General features: G+C 38.3%; 19 protein-coding genes. 12 read left to right on the top strand and 7 right to left on the bottom strand.

The features are described from left to right. Nucleotides 1–26: 26 nt before the first annotated feature. Nucleotides 27–1736, bottom strand: coding sequence for a DUF6792 domain-containing protein (locus AC27FM_RS03405; protein WP_487085940.1), 1710 nt, complete (start codon nucleotides 1734–1736; stop codon nucleotides 27–29). Nucleotides 1737–1878: 142 nt separating this feature from the next. Between AC27FM_RS03405 and AC27FM_RS03400 the strand changes: the two genes are divergently transcribed. Together AC27FM_RS03400 and AC27FM_RS03395 are read left to right on the top strand one after the other, a co-directional pair. Continuing rightward, nucleotides 1879–2100: a transcriptional regulator gene (locus AC27FM_RS03400; protein WP_125565439.1), complete on the top strand. Its 222-nt coding sequence runs from the start codon at nucleotides 1879–1881 to the stop codon at nucleotides 2098–2100. A 13-nt stretch (nucleotides 2101–2113) separates the two neighbouring features. Then, a complete protein-coding gene (locus AC27FM_RS03395; RefSeq protein ID WP_487085939.1) occupies nucleotides 2114–4222 on the top strand; it encodes an ATP-dependent Clp protease ATP-binding subunit in 2109 nt (702 codons plus the stop codon). A 51-nt stretch (nucleotides 4223–4273) separates the two neighbouring features. Here AC27FM_RS03395 and AC27FM_RS03390 read toward each other — a convergent pair whose 3' ends face one another. Beyond that, nucleotides 4274–6130: an ABC transporter permease gene (locus tag AC27FM_RS03390; RefSeq protein ID WP_487085937.1), complete on the bottom strand. Its 1857-nt coding sequence runs from the start codon at nucleotides 6128–6130 to the stop codon at nucleotides 4274–4276. Nucleotides 6131–6147: 17 nt separating this feature from the next. Then, nucleotides 6148–8130, bottom strand: coding sequence for a glycosyltransferase family 2 protein (locus AC27FM_RS03385; RefSeq protein ID WP_487085935.1), 1983 nt, complete (start codon nucleotides 8128–8130; stop codon nucleotides 6148–6150). A 370-nt stretch (nucleotides 8131–8500) separates the two neighbouring features. Between AC27FM_RS03385 and AC27FM_RS03380 the strand changes: the two genes are divergently transcribed. Further along, entirely contained in the window at nucleotides 8501–9850 is a 1350-nt protein-coding gene (locus tag AC27FM_RS03380) for an NCS2 family permease (RefSeq protein ID WP_487085933.1), read from the top strand. Between the two features lie 48 nt (nucleotides 9851–9898). On the opposite strand, the gene AC27FM_RS03375 is transcribed toward AC27FM_RS03380, so the two are convergent. Then, nucleotides 9899–10252: a DUF4430 domain-containing protein gene (locus tag AC27FM_RS03375; protein ID WP_487086072.1), complete on the bottom strand. Its 354-nt coding sequence runs from the start codon at nucleotides 10250–10252 to the stop codon at nucleotides 9899–9901. Between the two features lie 179 nt (nucleotides 10253–10431). Here AC27FM_RS03375 and AC27FM_RS03370 point away from each other — a divergent pair, with 179 nt between their 5' ends. Next, complete coding sequence (locus AC27FM_RS03370) at nucleotides 10432–11349, top strand: energy-coupling factor transporter transmembrane component T (RefSeq protein WP_487085931.1); 918 nt, start codon at nucleotides 10432–10434, stop codon at nucleotides 11347–11349. Continuing rightward, complete coding sequence (locus tag AC27FM_RS03365; protein ID WP_487085929.1) at nucleotides 11283–12887, top strand: ABC transporter ATP-binding protein; 1605 nt, start codon at nucleotides 11283–11285, stop codon at nucleotides 12885–12887. Before AC27FM_RS03370 ends, AC27FM_RS03365 begins: the two co-directional genes overlap by 67 nt. Here the strand turns inward: AC27FM_RS03365 and AC27FM_RS03360 are convergent, their stop codons facing one another. Further along, nucleotides 12888–13241 (bottom strand): DUF6483 family protein, encoded by a 354-nt coding sequence (locus AC27FM_RS03360; protein ID WP_487085928.1) that lies wholly within the window; start codon nucleotides 13239–13241, stop codon nucleotides 12888–12890. A gap of 100 nt (nucleotides 13242–13341) precedes the next feature. Continuing rightward, on the bottom strand, nucleotides 13342–14061 hold the full coding sequence (locus tag AC27FM_RS03355; RefSeq protein WP_487085926.1) for an MIP/aquaporin family protein: 720 nt from the start codon (nucleotides 14059–14061) through the stop codon (nucleotides 13342–13344). Nucleotides 14062–14344: 283 nt separating this feature from the next. Between AC27FM_RS03355 and AC27FM_RS03350 the strand changes: the two genes are divergently transcribed. The 4 genes from AC27FM_RS03350 to AC27FM_RS03335 all read left to right on the top strand — a co-directional run bounded on the left by AC27FM_RS03350 (nucleotide 14345) and on the right by AC27FM_RS03335 (nucleotide 17558). After that, a complete protein-coding gene (locus tag AC27FM_RS03350) occupies nucleotides 14345–15016 on the top strand; it encodes an ECF transporter S component (protein WP_487085924.1) in 672 nt (223 codons plus the stop codon). 23 nt (nucleotides 15017–15039) lie between these two features. After that, nucleotides 15040–15606, top strand: a complete 567-nt coding sequence (locus tag AC27FM_RS03345; protein ID WP_487085922.1) for a cob(I)yrinic acid a,c-diamide adenosyltransferase — start codon at nucleotides 15040–15042, stop codon at nucleotides 15604–15606. Nucleotides 15607–15654: 48 nt separating this feature from the next. Next, complete coding sequence (locus tag AC27FM_RS03340) at nucleotides 15655–16851, top strand: MFS transporter (RefSeq protein ID WP_487085920.1); 1197 nt, start codon at nucleotides 15655–15657, stop codon at nucleotides 16849–16851. Nucleotides 16852–16949: 98 nt separating this feature from the next. After that, complete coding sequence (locus AC27FM_RS03335; RefSeq protein ID WP_487085918.1) at nucleotides 16950–17558, top strand: sugar O-acetyltransferase; 609 nt, start codon at nucleotides 16950–16952, stop codon at nucleotides 17556–17558. 213 nt (nucleotides 17559–17771) lie between these two features. On the opposite strand, the gene AC27FM_RS03330 is transcribed toward AC27FM_RS03335, so the two are convergent. Beyond that, entirely contained in the window at nucleotides 17772–18110 is a 339-nt protein-coding gene (locus AC27FM_RS03330; RefSeq protein WP_487085917.1) for a hypothetical protein, read from the bottom strand. A gap of 358 nt (nucleotides 18111–18468) precedes the next feature. Here AC27FM_RS03330 and AC27FM_RS03325 point away from each other — a divergent pair, with 358 nt between their 5' ends. From AC27FM_RS03325 to AC27FM_RS03315, 3 genes are all read left to right on the top strand, one after another. After that, on the top strand, nucleotides 18469–19848 hold the full coding sequence (locus tag AC27FM_RS03325) for an MFS transporter (RefSeq protein ID WP_487085916.1): 1380 nt from the start codon (nucleotides 18469–18471) through the stop codon (nucleotides 19846–19848). A gap of 21 nt (nucleotides 19849–19869) precedes the next feature. Next, complete coding sequence (locus AC27FM_RS03320) at nucleotides 19870–20907, top strand: alpha/beta hydrolase fold domain-containing protein (RefSeq protein WP_487085914.1); 1038 nt, start codon at nucleotides 19870–19872, stop codon at nucleotides 20905–20907. Nucleotides 20908–21063: 156 nt separating this feature from the next. Beyond that, on the top strand, nucleotides 21064–22014 hold the full coding sequence (locus tag AC27FM_RS03315) for an NAD-dependent epimerase/dehydratase family protein (protein WP_487085912.1): 951 nt from the start codon (nucleotides 21064–21066) through the stop codon (nucleotides 22012–22014). The last annotated feature ends 11 nt before the right edge of the window (nucleotides 22015–22025 follow it).

Raw genomic sequence — 22025 nt, 5'->3', positions numbered from 1 at the left:
CGTAAAAATGATGAGAGCTTATTCTTTCATTTGATTTTGTTAGGGGTACGGTTCAAGAAGTACTTAACGCCATTGATGATATGGAAGTAGACTGATAATTCAAGCATATCCATATTCAAGCTCTTTAAGAACGGCCATTCACGACGAGAAGATTGCAGCATTGTTGGTAGTGAATTGCTAAAATCCTCAGACACTTGTTGCGGTCGGTCTAAAAATATTTTTGATTCGAACAAATAATTCGAGTAGGCATAGAAGAATTCTGTAGTTTCCGGTTTGTCGATGTCGTCATGCAAGATTTTGACTCTTGCTCTGATGAAGCTCAGTGAATTACGCATCAATTGGGCACCGGTTTCTGAATCTTGTAAGTAGGCGAATAATTGTTCAAAGAAATGTTGATAAGAATGAATTTCACCAGCATTCAAATATGATGCCAAGTGATTCTTGAACGGATATTTCCAAGTGTTGAGATTGTATTCCCACTTATTACCGATCCAAATAGTATACGGTATTTCGTAGAAGACTTGAGTTAAGTCTTGCTCAAAACTCTGGTTGATGATTTCGGGATATTCTCTAGGCAAGGATTTTTTGATCTCTTGATTAGGAATATGACCACCAGTTTTATCAGCTGTCAGTTTGAATAGCTTGTCCCAAGTTTTTTCATCGAACAAATTGGGATCAATTATCTGCACTTGCTTTAGGTTGATAGGTGCTGAATTCAAAGTATAACCGGCGCTAAAACAGTCGTCGGTCAGTTGTAAGGTTTGCACGAAATGTCCGCCTAGAGAGTGCCCTAAGCCATATAAGGAGCATTGATCCTTGATATTGTTCTGCAAATATTTAATAAAATCTCTAGCTACATACATCTGCCTATTGTCCGTATCGTTACCGACTAAGATGGCATTAACGTTGTAATTCCAATCCTTATAACCTTCGATCAAGAATTTGTCCAGACGCTTACGACGAGAACTTTCGGTATAATCCATATCCGCTTCGGTGCCCTTAAATGTCACGTAGCACTCACGGATCCCGTCTATTTCTATTTCATAGGCGATTCCCGAAAAACCACATTCAGCTGCGTCAGGGATCAATACTCTGGCATCGTATGAACGGATATAAGTGGTGTGACGTTGAACTTTTTCATAGATCAAATGGTCTAAGAAACTTTCGGGAGTGAATTCCTCAAACATGTAACGATCATAGTCGAATTGCATGATACGAGTTCTAAAGTCTAGGTCATTCAGCAGTTCTCGTGGTTGATATTTTTGGTTTCTAGCCACGAACAGATGTGTTTTATCTTGGAATATCAAGACTTTCATCTGGGTCAAATACCCTTGTGATAGTCCGATGTTTTCATCCTGAATCAAGGCAAGCAGTCGTTTCAATCGATTTATTTTACGATTACGATTCGGGGTTGTTTCCAACTCTTTGTCATGTGTTTCGTCGATATTTTTTAGTTTTAATGCTTTATCGATCAATTCGGGATGAAGCATTTTTTTCTGCTTAAAAAGTGGATCCTTTAAGTTGACGGTTTGCGACAAAATCAAATTTGTCAGTCTAGTTTTTTCTTTAGTCAAATAAGAATAACTAAAATACAGCCGCTTATTTTGCCTAAGCAGTTCTTGACTGTCCTTTTTGTTGAAGGTCAGGGGCATGGCCTTATGTGCTCGAAAGTTTAACAAATCAAATTGATCATATATTTTGTTCAATCTGTCTAAAGATTTGAGTAACTCTTTCATAAAATCACCTCGAGATGTCTATCTTTAGTTTACCAAAATAATGATAAAGAAGTATAATATTTACTGGTATAACACATATGTGGTACTTCACACTTGTGATATACCACGAAAGTGTTATAATATATTTGTGGAGGATAGAGATATGGAAATAGATATTAAAACTTATTTAGAGGATAAGCACTTAACGATTTACTTCATAGCTAAGAAGAGTGGATATGGATATACCACTCTGCATAAGTCCTTTAATAAGGAGCAATCTTCCGCAACGCCGCTCAATTTGCGTGATATCGAGGCTTTGGCCAAAGCGCAAGATATTGAGATGTGGCGTGTTCTACGTGACTTGGAACTGCATTATCTAAAATGAGGAGGTAACATATATGGCAAGATCATTTTGGGATGACGATTTATTTTCAAACAACGATATGGACGATATTTTTAATAGACTGATGGGTGAGAGCAACAATGGCAATGGCACGAGATATTATGTCAATGGTCATGAGTTGACGCCTGAAGAATTAGCCAGATATCAAGAGATGCGTACAGCTGGTAAGCAAATACCAGTTGTTAATGAAGAACCACAACAAGCCGGTGTTAACAAGACTGGTAAAGCTGGTCTGTTAGATAAGCTTGGACGTAATTTAACACAAGAGGCTCGTGACGGTTTACTTGATCCCGTTATTGGGCGTGACAAAGAAATTCAAGAGACGGCTGAGATTTTGAGTCGTCGTACGAAGAATAATCCGATTTTAGTTGGTGATGCCGGAGTTGGTAAGACGGCTGTCGTCGAAGGATTGGCACAGGCGATTGTTAAGGGTGATGTTCCAGCTGCCATCAAGGACAAACAAGTGATTTCTGTAGATGTATCTTCACTTGAAGCAGGTACTCAGTATCGTGGTTCATTCGAGGAGAATATCCAAAATTTACTCAAAGAAGTCAAAAAAGCTGGCAACGTAGTCTTATTCTTCGATGAGATTCACCAAATCATCGGAACTGGTGCCGCCGGTGGCGATGCTGGTAGTAAGGGGCTATCTGATATCATCAAACCAGCCCTGAGCCGTGGCGAGATTTCTATCATTGGTGCTACAACTCAAGACGAATATCGTAATACCATCATGAAAGACGCAGCCTTAGCAAGAAGATTCAATGATGTAACTATTAACGAACCTAGTAAGGATGCTACCATAGCGATATTGAAGGGGTTACGCAAGGCCTACGAAGATCACCATAATGTGAAGCTGCCAGATGAAGTTTTGAAAGCCGCTGTGGATTACTCTGTACAATACATTCCACAGAGATCACTCCCTGACAAGGCAATCGACCTGATCGATATGACCGCAGCTCACTTAGCCGCTAAGAATCCTGTAACCGATAAGGTCAGCTTAGAAAAATCTCTAAAAACTGCTGAAGTTCAAAAGGACGAAGCAGCTAAAAAAGAAGATTTCGAAAAAGCTGCTGACTTAAAAAATAAAATCGAAGATCTGCACAAACAATTAAATGACGACAATGGTAATACCGCTGAACCTGTCGCCACCGTCAATGACATCGCAGAGTCCGTTCAAAGATTGACCGGTGTGCCTGTTTCACAAATGGGTGCAAGTGATATTGAGAGATTGAAGGAGATGGGCAAGCGCCTCAAGAGCCATGTCATTGGACAAGATGAAGCTGTTGATATGGTCGTTCGGGCCATCCGTCGTAATCGTGCTGGTTTCGATGAGGGCAATCGTCCTATTGGAAGTTTCTTATTTGTTGGACCTACTGGTGTTGGTAAGACTGAATTAGTAAAGCAACTGGCAAGTGACATGTTTGGTAGCAAGGATGCGATTGTTCGTTTGGATATGAGTGAATATTCAGATTTGACCGCTGTATCTAAGTTGATCGGTACATCAGCAGGATATGTGGGATATGAGGACAATGGTAATACATTAACTGAACGTGTAAGACGTAATCCTTATTCGATCGTATTGCTAGATGAGATCGAAAAGGCCAATCCGCAAGTATTGACGTTGTTGTTACAAGTTATGGATGACGGTCGTTTGACTGATGGTCAAGGTAATGTTGTTGACTTCAAGAATACTATCATTATCGCTACATCAAACGCTGGCTTCGGTAATAAGGAGAGCAAGAATCAAAAGCTCATGGATAAGTTAGCACCATACTTCCGTCCAGAATTCTTGAATAGATTCAATGGTATCGTTGAATTCACACATCTATCCAAGGAGGATTTGAACCAAATCGTCAACCTCTTGTTGAAAGACGTTAATAATAATTTGGCAAAGAAACAGATTACTTTGGAAGTTACACCTAATGCCAAAGAGTGGCTGATCGATGAAGGCTATGATGAAGCCATGGGTGCCAGACCACTACGTCGTGTGATCGAGCAACAAATTAGAGATAAGGTCGCTGAATTCTACTTGGACAACTTGGATATCAAGAATCTCAAGGCCGACCTTGTAGATGGTACGATCAAAATAACTGAAAATAAATAATAGATACATACAAAAACACAAGTTGAAATTTCTCAACTTGTGTTTTTTGGTTTAATCGGTATCGATATTTTTTACTTTGATTAGTTTGTCTGAGGTCACTTTATAGATGCCAGTTTTGAAATTTTGATGATAGACTTTTTGGACCATGACGGTAAATGTACGATGCCATTCTGGGATGACGACATATTGATAACCATTCAAGGTCTGTTTGAATTGTGCTGGAGACATCGTGAAGTTTTCCTGACCAGTCACTTTGTCAGAGAAGAAATAATACCTACCAACATATCCAGCGTAGTAATTATTAACATCGACAACGTGTGGATCGACTAGCAGTATTTTGTCATGGTTCATTTTTTTAGTCTGCTTCGCCAGTTGTTTCATTTGGACGGGCAGTTCTTCCTCACCCAAAGTATTGTTGTACTGAATACCATTGATTTCAGAGAACATCATAATAACTGAAAAAATCATTAAGACTAAGGCAGAGACTTGGTAGATGTTTTTGGTGATGATCGAATAAAATGAACGAAGTGAACGTCTGTTGATATTTTGCTCAAAGTAGGCTCGATCTATAGCCACAACGAGTGACATCGACCCTAGCAATAAGTTCAAAACGACCATACTAGATAAGTAACGCTCGCAACCGTCCAGCTGAATCGCTTCAGCATATGGCATTGATAGGATATACATCCCGAAAACACTGATATAGTATGCGATAAAGCTCAAGTCAAGAGCCATCAAAGTCGCCATCAGATTGTTGCGCTTGTCCAAAAAAATCCTAGTGATCAGCCATGCGACGATCAGAGTCAGATTGATCAAGATCACACCCTTGGTCGACAAGGAATCCCAGCTCATGATTTGATTCAAAAACTTATGTCCGATTTTCCAGATTACTTCGGAGCTCTCACTGGACAGTTGATGTTTGTATGCTTGTGAACTGATCTGGTGCTTGGAGACGGCGGAGAAGACTGTCTTCACATGCACATTCCACCAATAAAATGGCAGATAACCTAGGACCATTGTAGGGATGGTCAGTGCAAAACTCTTGGCACCACGTTCAAGACGGTTACCTTTAGTATTTTTTATCAATACATACCAGAGATAGCAGCCGATCATGACTACGTACATCGTTCCAGAGTTCTTAGTCAGCAACAATTCCGCACTGAATAATGCGGCGATCAAGCAAGTGATTTTCCATTTTTTGCGATATGTATAAATCCCAGCAATACCTGCAGCGGTCACAACTGGCAGTACAAAGTCGACCAATAAGTTATTCATTCGAATCGCAATATTGAAGACATTAGTGATTGATATTACAAAGCACAAAATAAAAGCATTGAGAGCTCTCGAACGATCACGTAGAACGGAAAAGATAGCATAGAAACTTGACCAAATCAGTAAGAATTGGGCTAATAACATTGCACCATCACTGAACCCGACCCAGCGGACAAACTCGGTGATATAGAGAGCGGTAGCTGGCGGATAGGACGTGAATGAAATCAGTGAGTCACTTGCAGTGGGTAGATGTCCTTGAAATAATAAAAACTTGACGATCAAGGCCCAGTGCGAATAATTATCGTAGTGCAACAGAGGACTATCTAATAAGGTTTTGCCAAGGATGATACCCAAAATCAACATCCAGATATCAAAATAATGCATTCCTTCAAATTGCGTCCGTCCCAGATGGAATATTAATAAAATAATCCTCAGTAATTCGATGATGATACCAAAAATAACTACCGCTTTTAGTGCAAACGGTAGTAAGTTTAGCATTGCAAAGACATATAGAATCATCGTCTGAATAATTATAGCCATGATCCACGCTAAGTGTTTGTTTATCCCCAATTCACGTAAACCACCAGCATAGCCCATCTGAGCTACAAAGAAAATTATAAAACCGATTACCGACATTTTTATTACCTACAATATTAAGAATTGCTACGTATAAACTTGGTCACCATACGTTCGATATTTTTCGAGTGCATGACAACATTTAGATGTAATTCATCGAGTGGAGTTATCCAATTATCTTGTTTCTTAGGCAATAACTGATTGTCACCATCGTGAATCAACTCCAAGTAATGATTCTCACTGCTTACTTCTGCTATTTCGATCGTTGCCGCATACCAAGTAGCGCTTTGATCTTGTTCCACGGTTCTCACGATTTGACTAGTGAATTTGATAGGTACATCGTCATGATATAGGTTCCCGTGGATCGTTTGGTCCTTAACAAGCTTTATTTTTGGATCATTCAGTTCAAAGGAGAAACCACCTTCTGAAACGTCACGAGTTTTGAAAGTAATAGGCTCATCGTAGTCTGTCAATGTAATATCACCTTTAGCTTCACGTGCGAAGCGATCACTTTTGCGATAAATATTTCGTTTCATTGATACAAAAAGGCAAAAACTAAGATTAATGAAATGTGTTACCAACCAAAAGGTAATGACACTACCGACGATGATTTCTGAACCCCATTTGCCGTAGTTGAAGTGGATGATTGCCCACAAGGTCAAGATCCAGAGGAGTAAGTATGGCAAAATATACAGTCTGTCTTTGAACGAGAAGGTCACGTTTTTTTCCGTTACTTTGAATTTTCTGGCTTTGATACCGATTGTTTCCAAGAAGACGGGAATGAACAAGTACGGAGAGAAGAAGGTCTCTTGAATCTCACCCCAACGTTCATTCCGGATCTTGCTAGAGGCGTCACCTAGGACGTAGTGCAACAAAAAGTAGCCTGGAGCCCAGATGATCATCAGAACCCAGAAGTTGGCATCGACGATTTGAATCTTAAACAAGGCGTATAAGAGTGGTGCAATGATATAAATCAAACGTCTAGTAAAAGTCCACCAATACAGATAAGTATTGATTAGAATGATTCGATTAGTCATTGATAGTTTGGGATTAGTGAAAATGTGCAAATTGCGACAGCTTTGAACGACGCCTCGGGCCCAACGAGTTCTCTGTTTGATGACACCTTTGACGTCAACCGGGGTGATGCCACTAGAGACGGGCTGAGTAGTAGCCAGACTGATGTATCCTTCCATATTTATTTTAGTTCCCAGCTCGAAATCTTCGGTGATAGTGTCAACTGGGAATCCACCAGCGTCATCGATGGCTTGACGTAAGAATACGGCATTGGAGCCAGTGAATAAGGCAGTTTTGTTATAGCCATTCAGGACATTGACGTCACGCGAAAAAAAGTCTTGTTCATTAGCCACATAGTTCTCAGCAAATAAATTGAATTGGAATATATCGGCGTTATAAAAACTCTGCGGTGTTTGTATGAAACCTAATGGTTTGGTGTTGTCAGGGTCGGCTTCTTGTTCAGCCCAGTTCTTGGTGAAGAAAGGAACGCTACTGTACAAAAAATTAGAAAAAGGTATCATATCTGTGTCAAAAAGGGCAAAGAGTGGTGAGTGTAGTTGCTCCAAAGCGTGGTTGATATTTCCAGCCTTTGCTTGCTTATTATCTTCCAACTTGACGTAACCCACATGATAGTCATCGGCTAATTGATTGACTTCAGGTCGACAGCCATCGTCGGCAATAAAGACGTGAACTTTATTTTTGTCAGGATATTTCATAAAGGTGGCAGCATTGACGGTTTTACGTAATAGTTCTACGTCTTCATTATGTGTAACTATCAATACATCAATGTCAGGCACCGCTTTGGTGAGATCGAATTTAGGGATGACCAAGCTATTATCTTTTTTTGATTGCATCAAACGAAAAATGATCAAGACGAAAGCTGTGAAGTTGGAGATCAGCTCACTCCCGACTAGTAGTAGGGCAAAGATCAGTGTGAAAAGATGCGCGTGCCAAGGGATGGTAAAGAAAACTCGCCACAATAAATAAATTACAGATAAGACTATCGACAAAACATAGACAAATTTTTTCTTATTAGAAATCAACATAGTATTGTAGTTTTCCCTCCAAAATCCCCAATTATTAAAATACTTATACAGCTATAATAACCCTAAAATATTAGTTGTTGTTTAATAAATCTGAAAAATAAAAATCCGTCCAAATAATGTTCGTGTTTTGCTTATGAAAAATCACATCATCAAAGATCTGTGATGACAAGTGCTGTGAATTCTTTCGTGTGAAATAATCACGGTTTGAATACTAACTTTTGAAAATAAACGATCCTGCTTGATTTATTGATGAAAACCCGAACTATAATTATTTTGATGATATAAATGTTTATATTTGTATTGAAAAAGTAAATGATTTTTGCAATACTATATAAGTTCGTGAAAAAGTAATCGATTAGGGGCGTTTATATTGGAATCATTAAATGATGAAAAGAATCTAAGTTTCTTAGAACGTTTATTTCATCTAAAAGAAGCTAACACTACTGTTAGACGTGAAGTATTAGCGGGATTAACGACTTTTGTATCAATGGCATACATTCTGTTTGTTAATCCACAAGTATTAGGGGATTCGGGAATGGACAAAGGTTCGTTGTTCACTGCTACGGCTTTGACGGCGATCGTCGGTTCAGTCTTGATGGGGATATTAGCAAACTATCCGATTGCCATTGCTCCGGGATTAGGTGATAATGCCTTCTTTAGTTATTCAGTCGTTATCGCCATGGGAATTCCTTGGCAGACTGCTATGGCTGGTGTTTTTGTTGCCAGTATCATATTCTTGATCGTTTCATTATTAAAATTACGTGAATTAGTTATTAATTCGATTCCACAAGATTTGAAGTTAGCCGTGTCGGCTGGGCTAGGGTTATTCATCGCTTTCGTTGGACTACAAGGTGGAGGCTTGATTGAAGCTAGTAAGTCTTCATTAGTTGAGATCGGATCTTTTACAACACCAACGACTTTGTTGACGATCGCAGGCTTGATCGTAACTGCAGGTTTGATGTGTAAAAAAGTTCCGGGTTCTATCTTTATCGGAATGGTCTTTACGACTATTGCGGGATTGGTTACCGGCCTGATTCCCATGCCTAAGCATATCGTGTCAGCTATTCCTAGTATGAAACCAACATTTGGCGTAGGTGTATCGCATGTTGGAGAGATCATTGATCAACCTCAAATGTGGGCGGTCGTAATTATCTTCCTATTAGTCGCATTCTTCGATACAGCCGGTACTTTGATTGGATTAGCTTCACAAGCAAGTCTGATGAAGAACGGTAAGATGCCAAGAATCGGTCGGGCTTTGATGGCAGATTCTATCTCAATGGTCAGCGGTGCGGTCTTCGGGACTACTCCTCCTACTGCCTACGTTGAATCAAGCGCTGGTATCGCAGTCGGTGGTAGAACTGGCTTGACGTCAGTCGTAGTTGGAATATTCTTTGCGATTTCGATGTTTTTCTCACCATTATTGACAGTTGTTACATCTAACGTCACTGCACCAGTGTTGATCATCGTTGGAGCTCTGATGGCACAATCAATGAAGGGAATTCATTGGGAACAATTTGAAATTGCATTGCCAGCTTTCTTAACGGTTTTGGCCATGCCACTTACTTACAACATCACTTATGGTATCGCCTTTGGATTCTTGGCATACCCATTGACAATGATGGCAGCAGGTAGAAGAAAAGAAGTTAACGGTATTATGTATGGACTGTTTTTCGTCTTCGCGTTATTGCTATATATCATTAATGTTTTGCCACATAGTTAAACAAAAAAAGTCGTCGAGAATTTTTCTCGACGGCTTTTTCAATTGTGCTTAACCATTGTATTTAGCAAGTGTGAATGTAACCTTGTCTTTGTTCTTCAAAGTTTTTTTGTTGGCAGCCACGTTAACTTTTTTTCCGTTAACGGTGAAAGTCCAGTAGATCTTCTTTTTGTCATTTTGTTTCTTACCGTCGATAGCTGTAATAAAGTTATCTTTTTCTTTGACAGTCCAAGCTTTTTTTACACCAGTCATAACTGAAGCATTCTTTTTAAGCGTTACAGTTTTTTTAGCAACTTGTTTCTTGTTCTTCTTCAAGATATAAGTAACCTTGATGTTGTTTGTCTTTGCGTCAGCTGTAGTCGTGGCGGCAGGTGCGATCACTCCAATAAGCAATAACAATGACATTAATAATACAGTAATTCTTTTTTTCATAATTTGTACTCCCTCATATAAAATTGGCTTGCGAGTTCTTATTATATCAGAGAATTTGTTTATCAATATATAAGGATTTCATGTGAATAATAATACTTTTGAATTGTGTTATTCTTAAATGTGCTAGTGAGTAGAGAGGAAGGTGATGTTGAATGAAAAAAATTTATTCTGGATTCAAACAATCAATCAATAATTTTTCGATATTATTTTATTTATTAACAGTCATCATCTCCTCACTCATATTTAATAATCCAATTGTTATCGTGACGATATTTATCTCATTATCTATTGTCGTTAATTTTACCAAGCAAAACTCCAAGAACTATTTTAAATTCACTGCGATTATACTTTTGACGACGGTATTATTTAATTTATTAGTTAATCAGAGAGGCACACGAGTAGTTCTCCAAATCCCATTTATTACAGTGACGACTGAATCATTAATTAATGCCGGAATCCTCGGTCTTTCATTTGTAAATCTATTGTTAGCATTTTATATCTATGACTCGTTAACGAATGTAAAAATTGTCTTTGACTTGATTTCTAGCAGTTTTCGTAGCATCGCGATTGTATTTATTTTGACAATAAAATTCATTCCCAAAGTTGTCGAAATATTCAAAAGCACTAGTAGTTTATATCGGTTTCGTAGTTTAAAGACTACCAATGAAAGTAAATTAAGTAAGCAAGTCCATCTGATAGAAATAGTCTTGAACAAGGCAATCGCTAGTTTCATGAATGTTGCTGACGTACTGATCACGAAAGGCTATAACAATCGTAGTAAGATGCCACGGAACATCCAGAATAATAAACCTGACTACTTGCTGATCATTATTAGCGGATTAACGATGGTCTGCGACATCGCGATGGCTATCTTAGGGTTTGGCAAGGTAGATTTTGGATCAGCCGCAATTAGTTTCAACTTCGACAGGCAAATTTTATTCATTTGTCTTATTAATTCAATTATGATTTTAATGCCAATATTTATAGGAGCGTTTCAATACTTATGGTGGAAATGGTACATTTCAAAAACTACAGCTTCAAGTATGCCAACAGCCAAAGATTATCGTTAAAGAATGTTGATTTGACGATCAATCAGGGAGATTTTTTGCTTCTGATCGGAAAAACAGGGAGTGGTAAGAGCACCTTGTTGAAGCAATTAAAAGCTGAATTGGCGGTTGGTGAAGTTGTTAATGGTGATGTTGAATGTTTGGTTGAAGACAAGAACATAGCTTACATTTCACAATTTGTTGATAACCAGATGATAACTGAATGCGCTAGGGACGAATTTAACTTTATTCTAGAAAACATGGGTTATACTGCGGATCAGCGTCACTTAAAGATTGCAGAAATATCAAGTTATTTTGGCATTATTGATTTATTGGATTTAACAGAAGAGGAATTGTCTGGTGGGCAAAAGCAATTGATCAACTTAGCATCGGCGCTGATTCTTAATCCAGACATCTTGTTGTTGGATGAACCAACTTCACAATTAGATCCAATCGCGGCTGAAAAATTATTGCAGATGATCCATAAAATCAATACGGAATTGAATATAACTATTATTTTGGTAGAGCATTCGTTAGAACGTAACGTATTTTTTGCTAATAGGTTAGTCATTATCGAAGGCGGGACTATTTTACTGGACGATTCCGTCGATATGGCTCTGAACAAAATGTATCAAGATGATTTTTACAAAAACTACTTATCACAAATAGACCGCTCATTTAAAGAATTATCCTTAGACGATGAAGCAATATTGCCCCTGAACAATCGTCAATTCAGCAGTATTTTGAATTATCATCAAGCAGAAATATCATATGTTGAGAATAACCGGCGAATTGTGGACAAGGATGAAATTTTAAAAATAAAAGATTTAACTTTTAGATTTGACTTTGAAGCTAAAAATATTCTAGATAAGGTTAGTTTTGGCTTGGAGAAGGGACACTCGTACTGTTTAGTAGGACCTAATGGAGTAGGCAAATCGACCTTGATAAGAGTGATAACTCAACAATTGTTACAACAATCAGGAAAAATCATTCTGGATGGTAAGACTATTAAAAAGAATAATAATGATATTTATCAGAAGGTATTCGTCCTACCGCAGAATCCAGCTTTACTGTTTGTCTCGGATACTGTTTTTGGTGAAGTTGAATTTCAGCTCCAACAGACTGATTCAACAATTACTTCAGCGGGAGTGGATGAAGTTTTAAAAAAATATGGTCTATTAGATTTAAAAAAGACCAGTCCCTATGATCTGAGTGGAGGACAGCAAGAATTCTTGGCACTAGTATTAGGATTGATCAAAAATCCTGAAATCATCTTTTTGGATGAGCCGACCAAGGGATTGGATCCAAATATGGTTTTAAAGCTCCATCTGTGGTTGAACAGGTATCTTAAAAACGATGGCGTAGTCTTTGCCAATAGCCATGACTTAGTGTTCGCCACTGATTTTGATTATGTTTCCATGATGTTCGACGGTAAATTGAGTGATTTCAAGCGACCAGTTGAGTTTTTTAAAGATAAGTTTTTTTATACAACCGAAATAAATAAAGCATCTAGGGATACATTCCCTGATGCTTTAACTTGGAAGAATTTTCAAAAAATTTAATTAACTATTTTTAAGTTTCTCCAATCCGCCGATAATATCAGTTTTGGAGAGCCCACCTTTTTTTAATTGATGTTCGTTGATTTGATTTAAGGAGCCATAAAACCAAAGACCTAACTTCAAGAAGCTTTGTTCGGACATGCTATATTGAAGTTTATTAAATCTACTTGTAGCAGCTGCATAATCATTTTGGTCGATCAATTGCTGAAGTTCTATTTGATGAGGAAGTTTTTGTTCTTCTTTTTGTGGAAAAACGATTTCGGTACTTCCGGCACTTTTGCCACCACTTAGTATGTATGCTAATCCTTCGGAAAGAGCGCGAATCTGTCTGAGAATGAAATCATTTTGGTCTTCCATTATGTCCACCCCTTATGCACTAATCAACTATAGTATAGCAATCGCTATTTTATTTCACAAAAAAAGCATCTCGTCAATTAAGATGAGATGCAATTATTTTTTAAGGGATCAACATGTATAGTAATGCACCTGCGGCACCACCGACCATAGGTCCCATGACAGGAACCCAACTATAAGCCCAGTCGGAATTACCTTTGTTGGCAATCGGCAAGATTTGATGGGCAATTCTTGGTCCCAAATCTCTGGCTGGATTAATAGCGTAACCTGTTGTACCACCGAGTGAAAATCCAATCGATGTGATCAAAATACCAACGACCATTGGATTTAATCCATCTGTAAATTTACCACGTGTGAAGGCTAGTAATGCGAATACTAGAACAAATGTACCAATAAACTCACTGATGAAGTTCATTGGATAATTGCGAATTGCGGGAGCAGTTGCAAAGACGCCACGAATGGTATCTGGATCCTTAGTTTCTTCCCAATGTGGGTAGTAGTTGATCCAAACTAGTACAGCACCAACGATACCACCTAGTGTTTGTGCAATGATATAAGGCACTACTGATGACCATGGGAATACGCCTGCAATAGCCATCCCTAAAGTAACTGCTGGATTAAGATGTGCAGGGCTAAGAAATGCCGAGCAGTACACCCCAAGTGTTACCGCAAGACCCCAACCAAGTGCGATGGCGATCCATCCAGCACCTTCGGCCTTTGATTTTTTCAAACTTACAGCTGCAACAACACCGTCACCGAGTAGAATAAGTACCAAAGTTCCGACAAATTCACCCAATAATTGTAAAGTTAAGCTATCTTGCATAAAATACACCCCTTTGTGCAAATAATTGCATAAATATAGTTTAAAAATCGATATGATTACCATTTTTTTAGTAATGTTATCGTTTACAAATATTATACATACTTGACGGAATAATTACCATTTTTAAGAGCGATTTTAGAAAAAACTAATAATTATCAAAAAATTTACGATGACGGTTTCATTTATTATTATCATTATTTCGTATCCCGATGCTTGAATCTTTTGTTATTGCATAATTTACTTTACACTAATAACTATCGGTAATTTAGAGGGGGAATATTTTTTGAACAAAAAATCAGCTTCTTTGTTATTAGTCTCAGCAATCATTCTGATACTAATGATTATTTTAGGAAGCAAGAATTATTTACTATTATCGTTCATTTTTTTAGCGTTGACGATTGGGATCTATTTTGTACGATTTGAGCATTCACGTAAGAGTTCACGAGAAGTTGTTTTTATTGCGATCATTTGTGCTTTAGCTGTCGGTGGTCGGATTTTATTTGCTGCACTGCCATCGGTCAAGCCCGAATTATTTATCTTGATCATGGGTGCAATGGTCAGCGGTCCAGAAACAGGATTTATGATGGGAACGATAATCGCACTGACTTCAAACATGTATTTTGGACAAGGTGCATGGACACCGTGGCAGATGTTTGCACTGGGAGTTATCGGTTTAGTATCAGGGGTGATGTCGAACAAACAAATACCGCGCTGGCTCCTGACTGCGTGGGGACTTGCTTCAGGGTTCATCATGGGATGGATCATGGATGTTTATTATATTATCGGCTTCGTCAATCCGATCACTTGGAAGAGTATTGGTATCGCGGTCGCTGGTAGCTTTTATTTTGATTTGATACATGCAGTATTTACCGCAGCTTTGTTGTTGTTAGCTGGTAAGCGTTGGATTAAAATGTTCAATAACTACAAAGAAAAATATGATTTATTTAAAATTTGATGTACCTAAGTAAGGAGTAAAGAATGAGAATTTATACTAGAACAGGCGATAAAGGTCAAACACGTATTATTGGAAACGATGTTTTGTACAAGTCAGATAAGCGCATCAATGCTTATGGCACAGTCGATGAGTTGAATTCACTCGTTGGCTTAGTTGCGGCAAGTTTGACCGAAAAAACTTCTGAATTGAGAGAAGAACTACAAGAGATTCAACAATTGTTATTCGATTGTGGAACGGACTTAGCTACGCCAGAAGACGACGCAAAGCATGAATATATATTTAAAAACGACGAAACAGTTGATTGGCTCGAAAAGAAGATCGACAAGTATATGGCAGCAGCTCCACAAGTCAAGAAGTTCATTCTTCCCGGTGGCTCTGTCCCAGCGTCGTACTTGCACATGGCTCGGACGGTAACTCGTCGTGCAGAACGTGAAGTCGTTTCTCTAATGCAAGATGAACCGATCAATGGAGAAGTGCTTAAATTCATTAATCGTTTATCAGATTACTTCTTTGCGGCAGCTCGTTATGCGAATGTCTTAGAAGGCGTTGATGATGTGTTGTATCGCAATAGTAAGCCAGTTTTTAGATAACTCGTGGATTTTTTTGTAATTAATTTTTTTAGAAAGGGGGGTGGCACGATGGATAAGGAAGTTAGTAAGCCCAAGATGTCGGGGAAGAATATCAAGGTTATCATTGCGTTGATGATTGGTTACACCATGGTTTACATGGATAAAACCATGATTTCCACAGCAGTTATTCCTATCGCCAAAGAATTCAGTCTCTCGACTACTCAGACAGGTTTTATTATGAGTGCGTTCTTCTTGGCTTATTCATGCATGCAGATTCCCGGCGGTTGGTTAGCTGATAAAGTTGGAGCAAAAAAAATCTTGCTCATCTCGCTAGCCAGTATCGCAGTAATGTCGTACTTTTTTGGAGTTGTTAGTAGTTTAGCCTTATTTATTGGAATCAGATTTTTGGCTGGATTGGGCCATGGTGGCTATCCACCATCAACGTCCAAGGCGATTGCTGAGAACTTTGAGTTTAACAAGCGGGTTTTGGCACAGTCAGGTATCTTGACGACCACAGGCATTGGGGGAATCTTAGCCTATACGCTTGGTGCTAATGTTATTTCGTCTAATTGGAGAAATGGCTATTACATGTTAGGAACGCTATTCGTGTTTGCCTTTTTATGCGTATTATTCATGTTGCCGAATGATTCTGGTGAAGTAAGTACAGAAGTCGAAGTTCAGGCGAAGATGCCATTCAGCCAGACGATAAAAAATCGCAGTGTCATTTTGATTTTTGTGATTTTATTTTTGGAAAACATCGTCACTTATGGGGCAATGTCGTGGATGCCTAGTTATTTGACTTCGACCTTCAATTTAACCGTGGCTCAAGCTGGTTCAATCATGGCGATCAGTGCTATCATGCAGATTATCGGTAGTTTAGGTACAGGTGTCGTCTTAACGAGGGTATTAGTTGGTAAACAAAAACTATTTATCATCGGTAGTGCGATCATTGCGGTAATTGGTATCGTCGGTCTGATTTTGGCAACGAATCTAATAATTTCCATTATAAGCGTTGCTGTCAGCGGGATGTTTATCGTTTCGACATTTGCGGCGACGATATCCTGGCCACAGAAGATTTTCCCTGAAGAAATCATTGGTTCAGCTTCAGGCATCGTTGGTACTGGTGGTACCTTAGGTGGTTTTGTAGCGCCGATGTTGATAGGAAGTATCGTCGATCATTCTGGCGGGAGCTTCTCGAATGCTTTTATTTTCATGGCAATTTCATTGCTAGTCGGAGCATTCACCTCGTTGTTAGTTAAAGATTAAGCAAGCTCTAAGGAGGACGCTTTGACGTTCTCCTTTTTTGCTGGGAATGTTACAATTTTTTCATGGCTTATTAAATAACTGACAGGTGGGTGGAAGATATGCGTTCACAAAAAGAAAAGATGCTGGCGGGGGACCTTTATATAGCCAGTGATCCAGAGCTAGCTAAGGATTCACATCGTGCCAAAAATCTAACGAGAATCTATAATCAGACAACAGAAGAAGAAAATGATTTACGATCTGAAATCTTAAAAAAATTATTTGGTAAGATTGGTGAGAATGTGTATTTAGAACCACCATTTCACACGGACTATGGAATTCACACTACCATAGGAGCAGATTTCTACGGCAACTATGATTGCATCTTCTTAGATATTGCACCGATCACAATTGGTAATAACGTCATGTTTGGACCACGAGTGGGACTTTATACAGCAGGTCATCCGATTGATGCTGTGATTAGAAATGAATATTACGAATATGGTAAACCGATCACGATTGGGGATGACGTCTGGATTGGCGCCAATTCTGTCATCAATCCCGGAGTTACGATCGGTAGTAATGTCGTTATCGGTTCAGGTTCGGTCGTTACCAAGGATATTACCGATAATGTAATCGCCGTCGGGAATCCCTGCCGAGTTCTACGCGCAATTACTGATGAGGATCATAAGATTTGGTCGTTAGAAAAAGAAAAATATTTTGAAGAGTAGACAGAAAAAGCCTGGTGGACAGCTATTCCACTAGGCTTTTTGATTAATAGTTATTTTTAGTAGTATCAAAAAATAATTTTGTATTACGGGGGGAGGATAATCAAATATCTTTCGTATTTGATTATGTATACATAATACCGCCCGAATATGAAAGAAGTATTGAGTAAATAAGGTCTTAATTTAAATAAATTATGAAGAAAAGATGAAGCTATGCTATATTTTTCCCTTCTCATTGATAGCTTTGTCAAATTTCATTATGAAGAAGTTCTCAACAAACTCTCTGCAAATCAGCACTAGCAGTAATATGAAGGTGGCGATATCGATCCTGAATGTCTTGATGTCTAAGGTTATAAAGACTAAAACGATAAATAACAAGATCATCGGGATGAGATGATTGATGTCCTCAAGACGTTGATTAGTCAAAAAACGTATTTTGTACCAGCGTTCATCATTGTGATATTTCATTTTTTCGATTTTTACCAAGTTGATCAGATAAATTGCTCCGAAAACGTAGATGATTAGGAGAAAAAAATTGATTAATAAAAAAGCCATTCCGCAACCCCTCCATTGATTAAATCCCTATTTCTTCATCATAGAATTACTGATTTTAACTGTCAAATTGTGCTCAGAAATAAAAAAATCGATGTCATAAATATTGATTTTTGTGGGATTTACTGACGCTATGTCAACTTTGTATGAAATAATTAATAAAAAAATGTTTAGTAAAATATTTGTGTAAGCGCCGTCATGTCAATAAAAACTCAAGTTCTGTAAAAATATTTTACATTTTTTACTTTATATATGTTTAAACAGGTTATATAATGTAGTTGAAAATGATATCAAGATATTGATAAACCAAAAATAAATTATAAATAATTAAGTATCTTGTATATCGGAAGGAGGAAATACTATGAGTAAGTTACAGCTATGGAAACAACGTGTATTCTATGGAATGACAGATATGGCCGGAAATCTCATCTGGCAAATGGTCGGTCTCTATCTATTGTTCTACTATACAACTGTATTGGACATTTCCGCCGCATTTGTTGGAACACTATTTCTACTAGTGCGTTTTATTGATGCGTTTGATGGAATGTTCTTTGGATTTTTAATTGACCACACCCATTCCAAATATGGTAAGGCAAGACCATACTTCCTATGGTTTGGTATCCCTCTAGGCATCTTAGCATTCCTATTATTCTTTAACCCATCATTTGGAGGCAACAAGACAATTCAAATGGTCTGGATCAGTGTTATTTATACAGCATTTAGTTTGGTATATTCAGGATCCAATACACCGATCACTGCAATCTTGCCTAGTTTGACAGATGACGCTGACGAGCGTGCTAACCTAGCATCAGCCAGAATGGTATTAACAAATACCGGTACAGCCATCATCGGTGCCATCACATTGCCAATGGTTAGTTTCTTTGGTGGTAAGAATCAACAGACTGGTTTCATGATTTGGGGAGGAATTGTAGGTATCGTAATTGCCATCTGCTTCTTCCTCGCATTCACTAACTTGAAAGAAAGAGAAATCGTCGAAGAAGAAGGTGAAGAAGAAATCCAAGATCACCTATCGGTTACTGAATCATTTAAAGGTGCGTTCAAGAATCGTCCTTGGGTAATTCTGACACTAAGCTTTATCTGTGTACAAACATTCTGGGTAGTAAGAATGGCTTCAGGTGTTTTCTACATTAACTATGTTTACAAGAGCCCAGCAATCGTAGGTTTGTTCTTGGGTATGACAATCTTCGCTGTACCTGGAAATCTACTTGCTCCTATTCTATCGAAGAAGTTCAAGAATCGTGATGTTATGGATATTTCATTAATCATCTTCATTATCGGTGAGATACTAATGCCTATCGGTGAAAAATCACAAAACTTACCATTATTGTTCATCGGTAACGGTATCGCTATGGTAGCTATGGGTTCTGTCTTCACACTAGCATTTGTTATGATCGCTGATACAGTCGAGTACGCAAGAACACATCTTCATATTGAAGAGCCCGGTTTCCTATCATCAGTTCCCGTCGTTGGAGCTAAGATCGGTATGGGTATCGGTGGTGCTCTATCAGGTTGGATCTTAACATGGGGTGGCTTCCAATCAGCAGCCAAGGTACAAAGTGCCAAAGCTCAGATGGCTATCAACATCAACTTCGTTTGGTTACCTATCGCATTAGCAGTATTAATCATTGGAATTCTTGTATTCTACAATCTAAATGAAAAGAAAGAAATGGCAGAAGCTGAGGCAAAGAAACATGATGTAACTGTTGCAGAAGCTGAATAAAAAGGTATCAGGGAGGACGTTATGATTTCAAATAATTATTTAACAGAATTGAATCGCCTTAAGAGAGTAAAACCAGTTGAAGTTCCGCGACTGGAAGATGTCAATATGGTCATCAAGGATCGTGTCGATGCTCACACCTATGAGACCAATACATGGAACGACTTAAAGGGGATTGTTGATAATCCAGTATTATCCAACGACTTGACAGTTTTACGTGCAAGTACAGAGCCTGAACCAATTCCAGAGATGCAATATCCAGATATCTGTGTAGATTCTCGTTACTCATACGAATTAGGGCGTAAGGTACGTTATCTGAGAATTTATAAAAAAGGTTCTGAAAATAATAACCGTGCACTGATTTATATTCACGGTGGTGCATACTATGGCGGTAGTGCTGAAGATTCATTGATTCCATTACGACTGCTGGCAACTAAGTTTGATGGAACGATCTACTCCGTAGATTATGGACTAGCACCAGAGAATCCATATCCATTCGGACTGTGGGATTGCTTATCAGTATTATCACTAGTTGTAAAAACAAAAAATGATATAACACTTGCAGGGGATTCTGCCGGCGGCTCCATGGCATTGGGATTAGGACAGCTAAGTCATTATATGGGGATATGTGACATATCTAGCCACTTGCTCTTCTACCCAACAATTATCCATGGTTCAGATTACAACGGCGGACTGTGGGATGACGAACGTATTCCAATCGTTGATGAACAACGCGATGTACTTCATGCAACTTATGAAATATTCCAACAATTGGACAAAAAAATGACCGAATTATATTTGCCAGAACAAGATATTGATTTAACATCACCAGTGCTTTCACCAATGTACGCAGATCCGACATTGTTTAAGAAAGTAACAGTGCTGGTAGGTGAGTATGACCCATTCCGTCTTCAAGATGAAGCCTTTATCGAGAAATTAGGAATGGCAGGATGCGATGCAACATATATTCGTTATGGTGGTATGTCACATGCCTTCTTGAACCTAGTAGGTAAGGCAGCAGCTAGTGAAGATGCCATCTATGAATGTGCTAAGAGATTATAAAATATATTTAGTATTGGCGGAAGCCAATACTATTTTTTTACATATTTTTATAGTTTTTGGATGTTTTTCGTAAATGTCATTTCAATCTGCTATTCATTTTATTTGAATGATTATTGTCGTGTTAATATTTAGAAAAACATTTAGGAGATAGATACTTTGAAAGTAATTGTTTTAGGTGGATATGGACATATTGGTTCGTACTTAGTACCAAAGTTAGTAAAATTAGGATATGATGTAACAGCAGTTAGTCGTGGGAAACGTGAGCCTTATACGCAAGATAGTGCTTGGAATAAAATCACACATGTATCGTTAGATCGAAAAGAAGATGCTAGATTCGCAGACAAGGTAGCAGACTTAAACGGCGATATAGTAATCGATCTCATTAGTTTCACAGTTGAAGATACAAAGAAAATCATTAAATCGCTTAAATCAACTGATCTAACACACTATTTATTTTGTTCATCTATTTGGGCACATGGACGGGCTGAAACTTTACCGGCTGATCCCAATGGTATCAAGCACCCCTTGGATGAATATGGTATTAATAAATATCAGAGTGAAATGATTTTAAAATCAGAATTTCTACATAATGATTTTCCTGCAACAATCATCATGCCTGGACAAATTTCAGGACCTGCGTGGTCGATCATTAACCCACTAGGGAATCAGAATGACCAAGTCTTCCAAGATATTGCGGATGGTAAGAAGCTTTATTTACCCAATTTTGGGATGGAAACACTACATCACGTACATGCTGATGACGTAGCACAATTATTCGTTGATGCAATCACTCATCGGACGCAGTCGTTGGGACAGAGTTTTCACGCAGTGTCTACCGAATCACTCACTTTGTATGGATATGCACAGGCTACTTATCGCTTCTTTGATCAAGAACCAAAGATAAATTTTTTACAGTGGGATGAGTGGTGTGAGTACGTTGGTTCAGAAGCTGACATCGACAAGAGTTATTATCATATTGCTAGAAGTGGTCAATATAGCATAACTAACGCACAACGATTGCTGGGCTATCAACCGAAGTATACGGTTTTAGAAACAATCGAAGAATGTTTGAGAGGCTATCTTGATCGGGGCATAATAGTACGTTAAAAAAACCAGAT

The sequence above is a fragment of the Companilactobacillus sp. y65-5 genome (assembly GCF_057541095.1).
This window is presented reverse-complemented; position numbering and strand designations above follow the sequence as displayed.

Excerpts from the sequence above, each read along its gene's own strand:
- AC27FM_RS03405 (WP_487085940.1), bottom strand. The coding sequence starts at position 1,736 with ATGAAAGAGTTACTCAAATCTTTAGACAGATTGAACAAAATATATGAT.
- AC27FM_RS03400 (WP_125565439.1), top strand. The coding sequence starts at position 1,879 with ATGGAAATAGATATTAAAACTTATTTAGAGGATAAGCACTTAACGATT.
- AC27FM_RS03395 (WP_487085939.1), top strand. The coding sequence starts at position 2,114 with ATGGCAAGATCATTTTGGGATGACGATTTATTTTCAAACAACGATATG.
- AC27FM_RS03390 (WP_487085937.1), bottom strand. The coding sequence starts at position 6,130 with ATGTCGGTAATCGGTTTTATAATTTTCTTTGTAGCTCAGATGGGCTAT.
- AC27FM_RS03385 (WP_487085935.1), bottom strand. The coding sequence starts at position 8,130 with ATGTTGATTTCTAATAAGAAAAAATTTGTCTATGTTTTGTCGATAGTC.
- AC27FM_RS03375 (WP_487086072.1), bottom strand. The coding sequence starts at position 10,252 with ATGTCATTGTTATTGCTTATTGGAGTGATCGCACCTGCCGCCACGACT.
- AC27FM_RS03370 (WP_487085931.1), top strand. The coding sequence starts at position 10,432 with ATGAAAAAAATTTATTCTGGATTCAAACAATCAATCAATAATTTTTCG.
- AC27FM_RS03365 (WP_487085929.1), top strand. The coding sequence starts at position 11,283 with ATGGTGGAAATGGTACATTTCAAAAACTACAGCTTCAAGTATGCCAAC.
- AC27FM_RS03360 (WP_487085928.1), bottom strand. The coding sequence starts at position 13,241 with ATGGAAGACCAAAATGATTTCATTCTCAGACAGATTCGCGCTCTTTCC.
- AC27FM_RS03355 (WP_487085926.1), bottom strand. The coding sequence starts at position 14,061 with ATGCAAGATAGCTTAACTTTACAATTATTGGGTGAATTTGTCGGAACT.
- AC27FM_RS03345 (WP_487085922.1), top strand. The coding sequence starts at position 15,040 with ATGAGAATTTATACTAGAACAGGCGATAAAGGTCAAACACGTATTATT.
- AC27FM_RS03340 (WP_487085920.1), top strand. The coding sequence starts at position 15,655 with ATGGATAAGGAAGTTAGTAAGCCCAAGATGTCGGGGAAGAATATCAAG.
- AC27FM_RS03335 (WP_487085918.1), top strand. The coding sequence starts at position 16,950 with ATGCGTTCACAAAAAGAAAAGATGCTGGCGGGGGACCTTTATATAGCC.
- AC27FM_RS03330 (WP_487085917.1), bottom strand. The coding sequence starts at position 18,110 with ATGGCTTTTTTATTAATCAATTTTTTTCTCCTAATCATCTACGTTTTC.
- AC27FM_RS03325 (WP_487085916.1), top strand. The coding sequence starts at position 18,469 with ATGAGTAAGTTACAGCTATGGAAACAACGTGTATTCTATGGAATGACA.
- AC27FM_RS03320 (WP_487085914.1), top strand. The coding sequence starts at position 19,870 with ATGATTTCAAATAATTATTTAACAGAATTGAATCGCCTTAAGAGAGTA.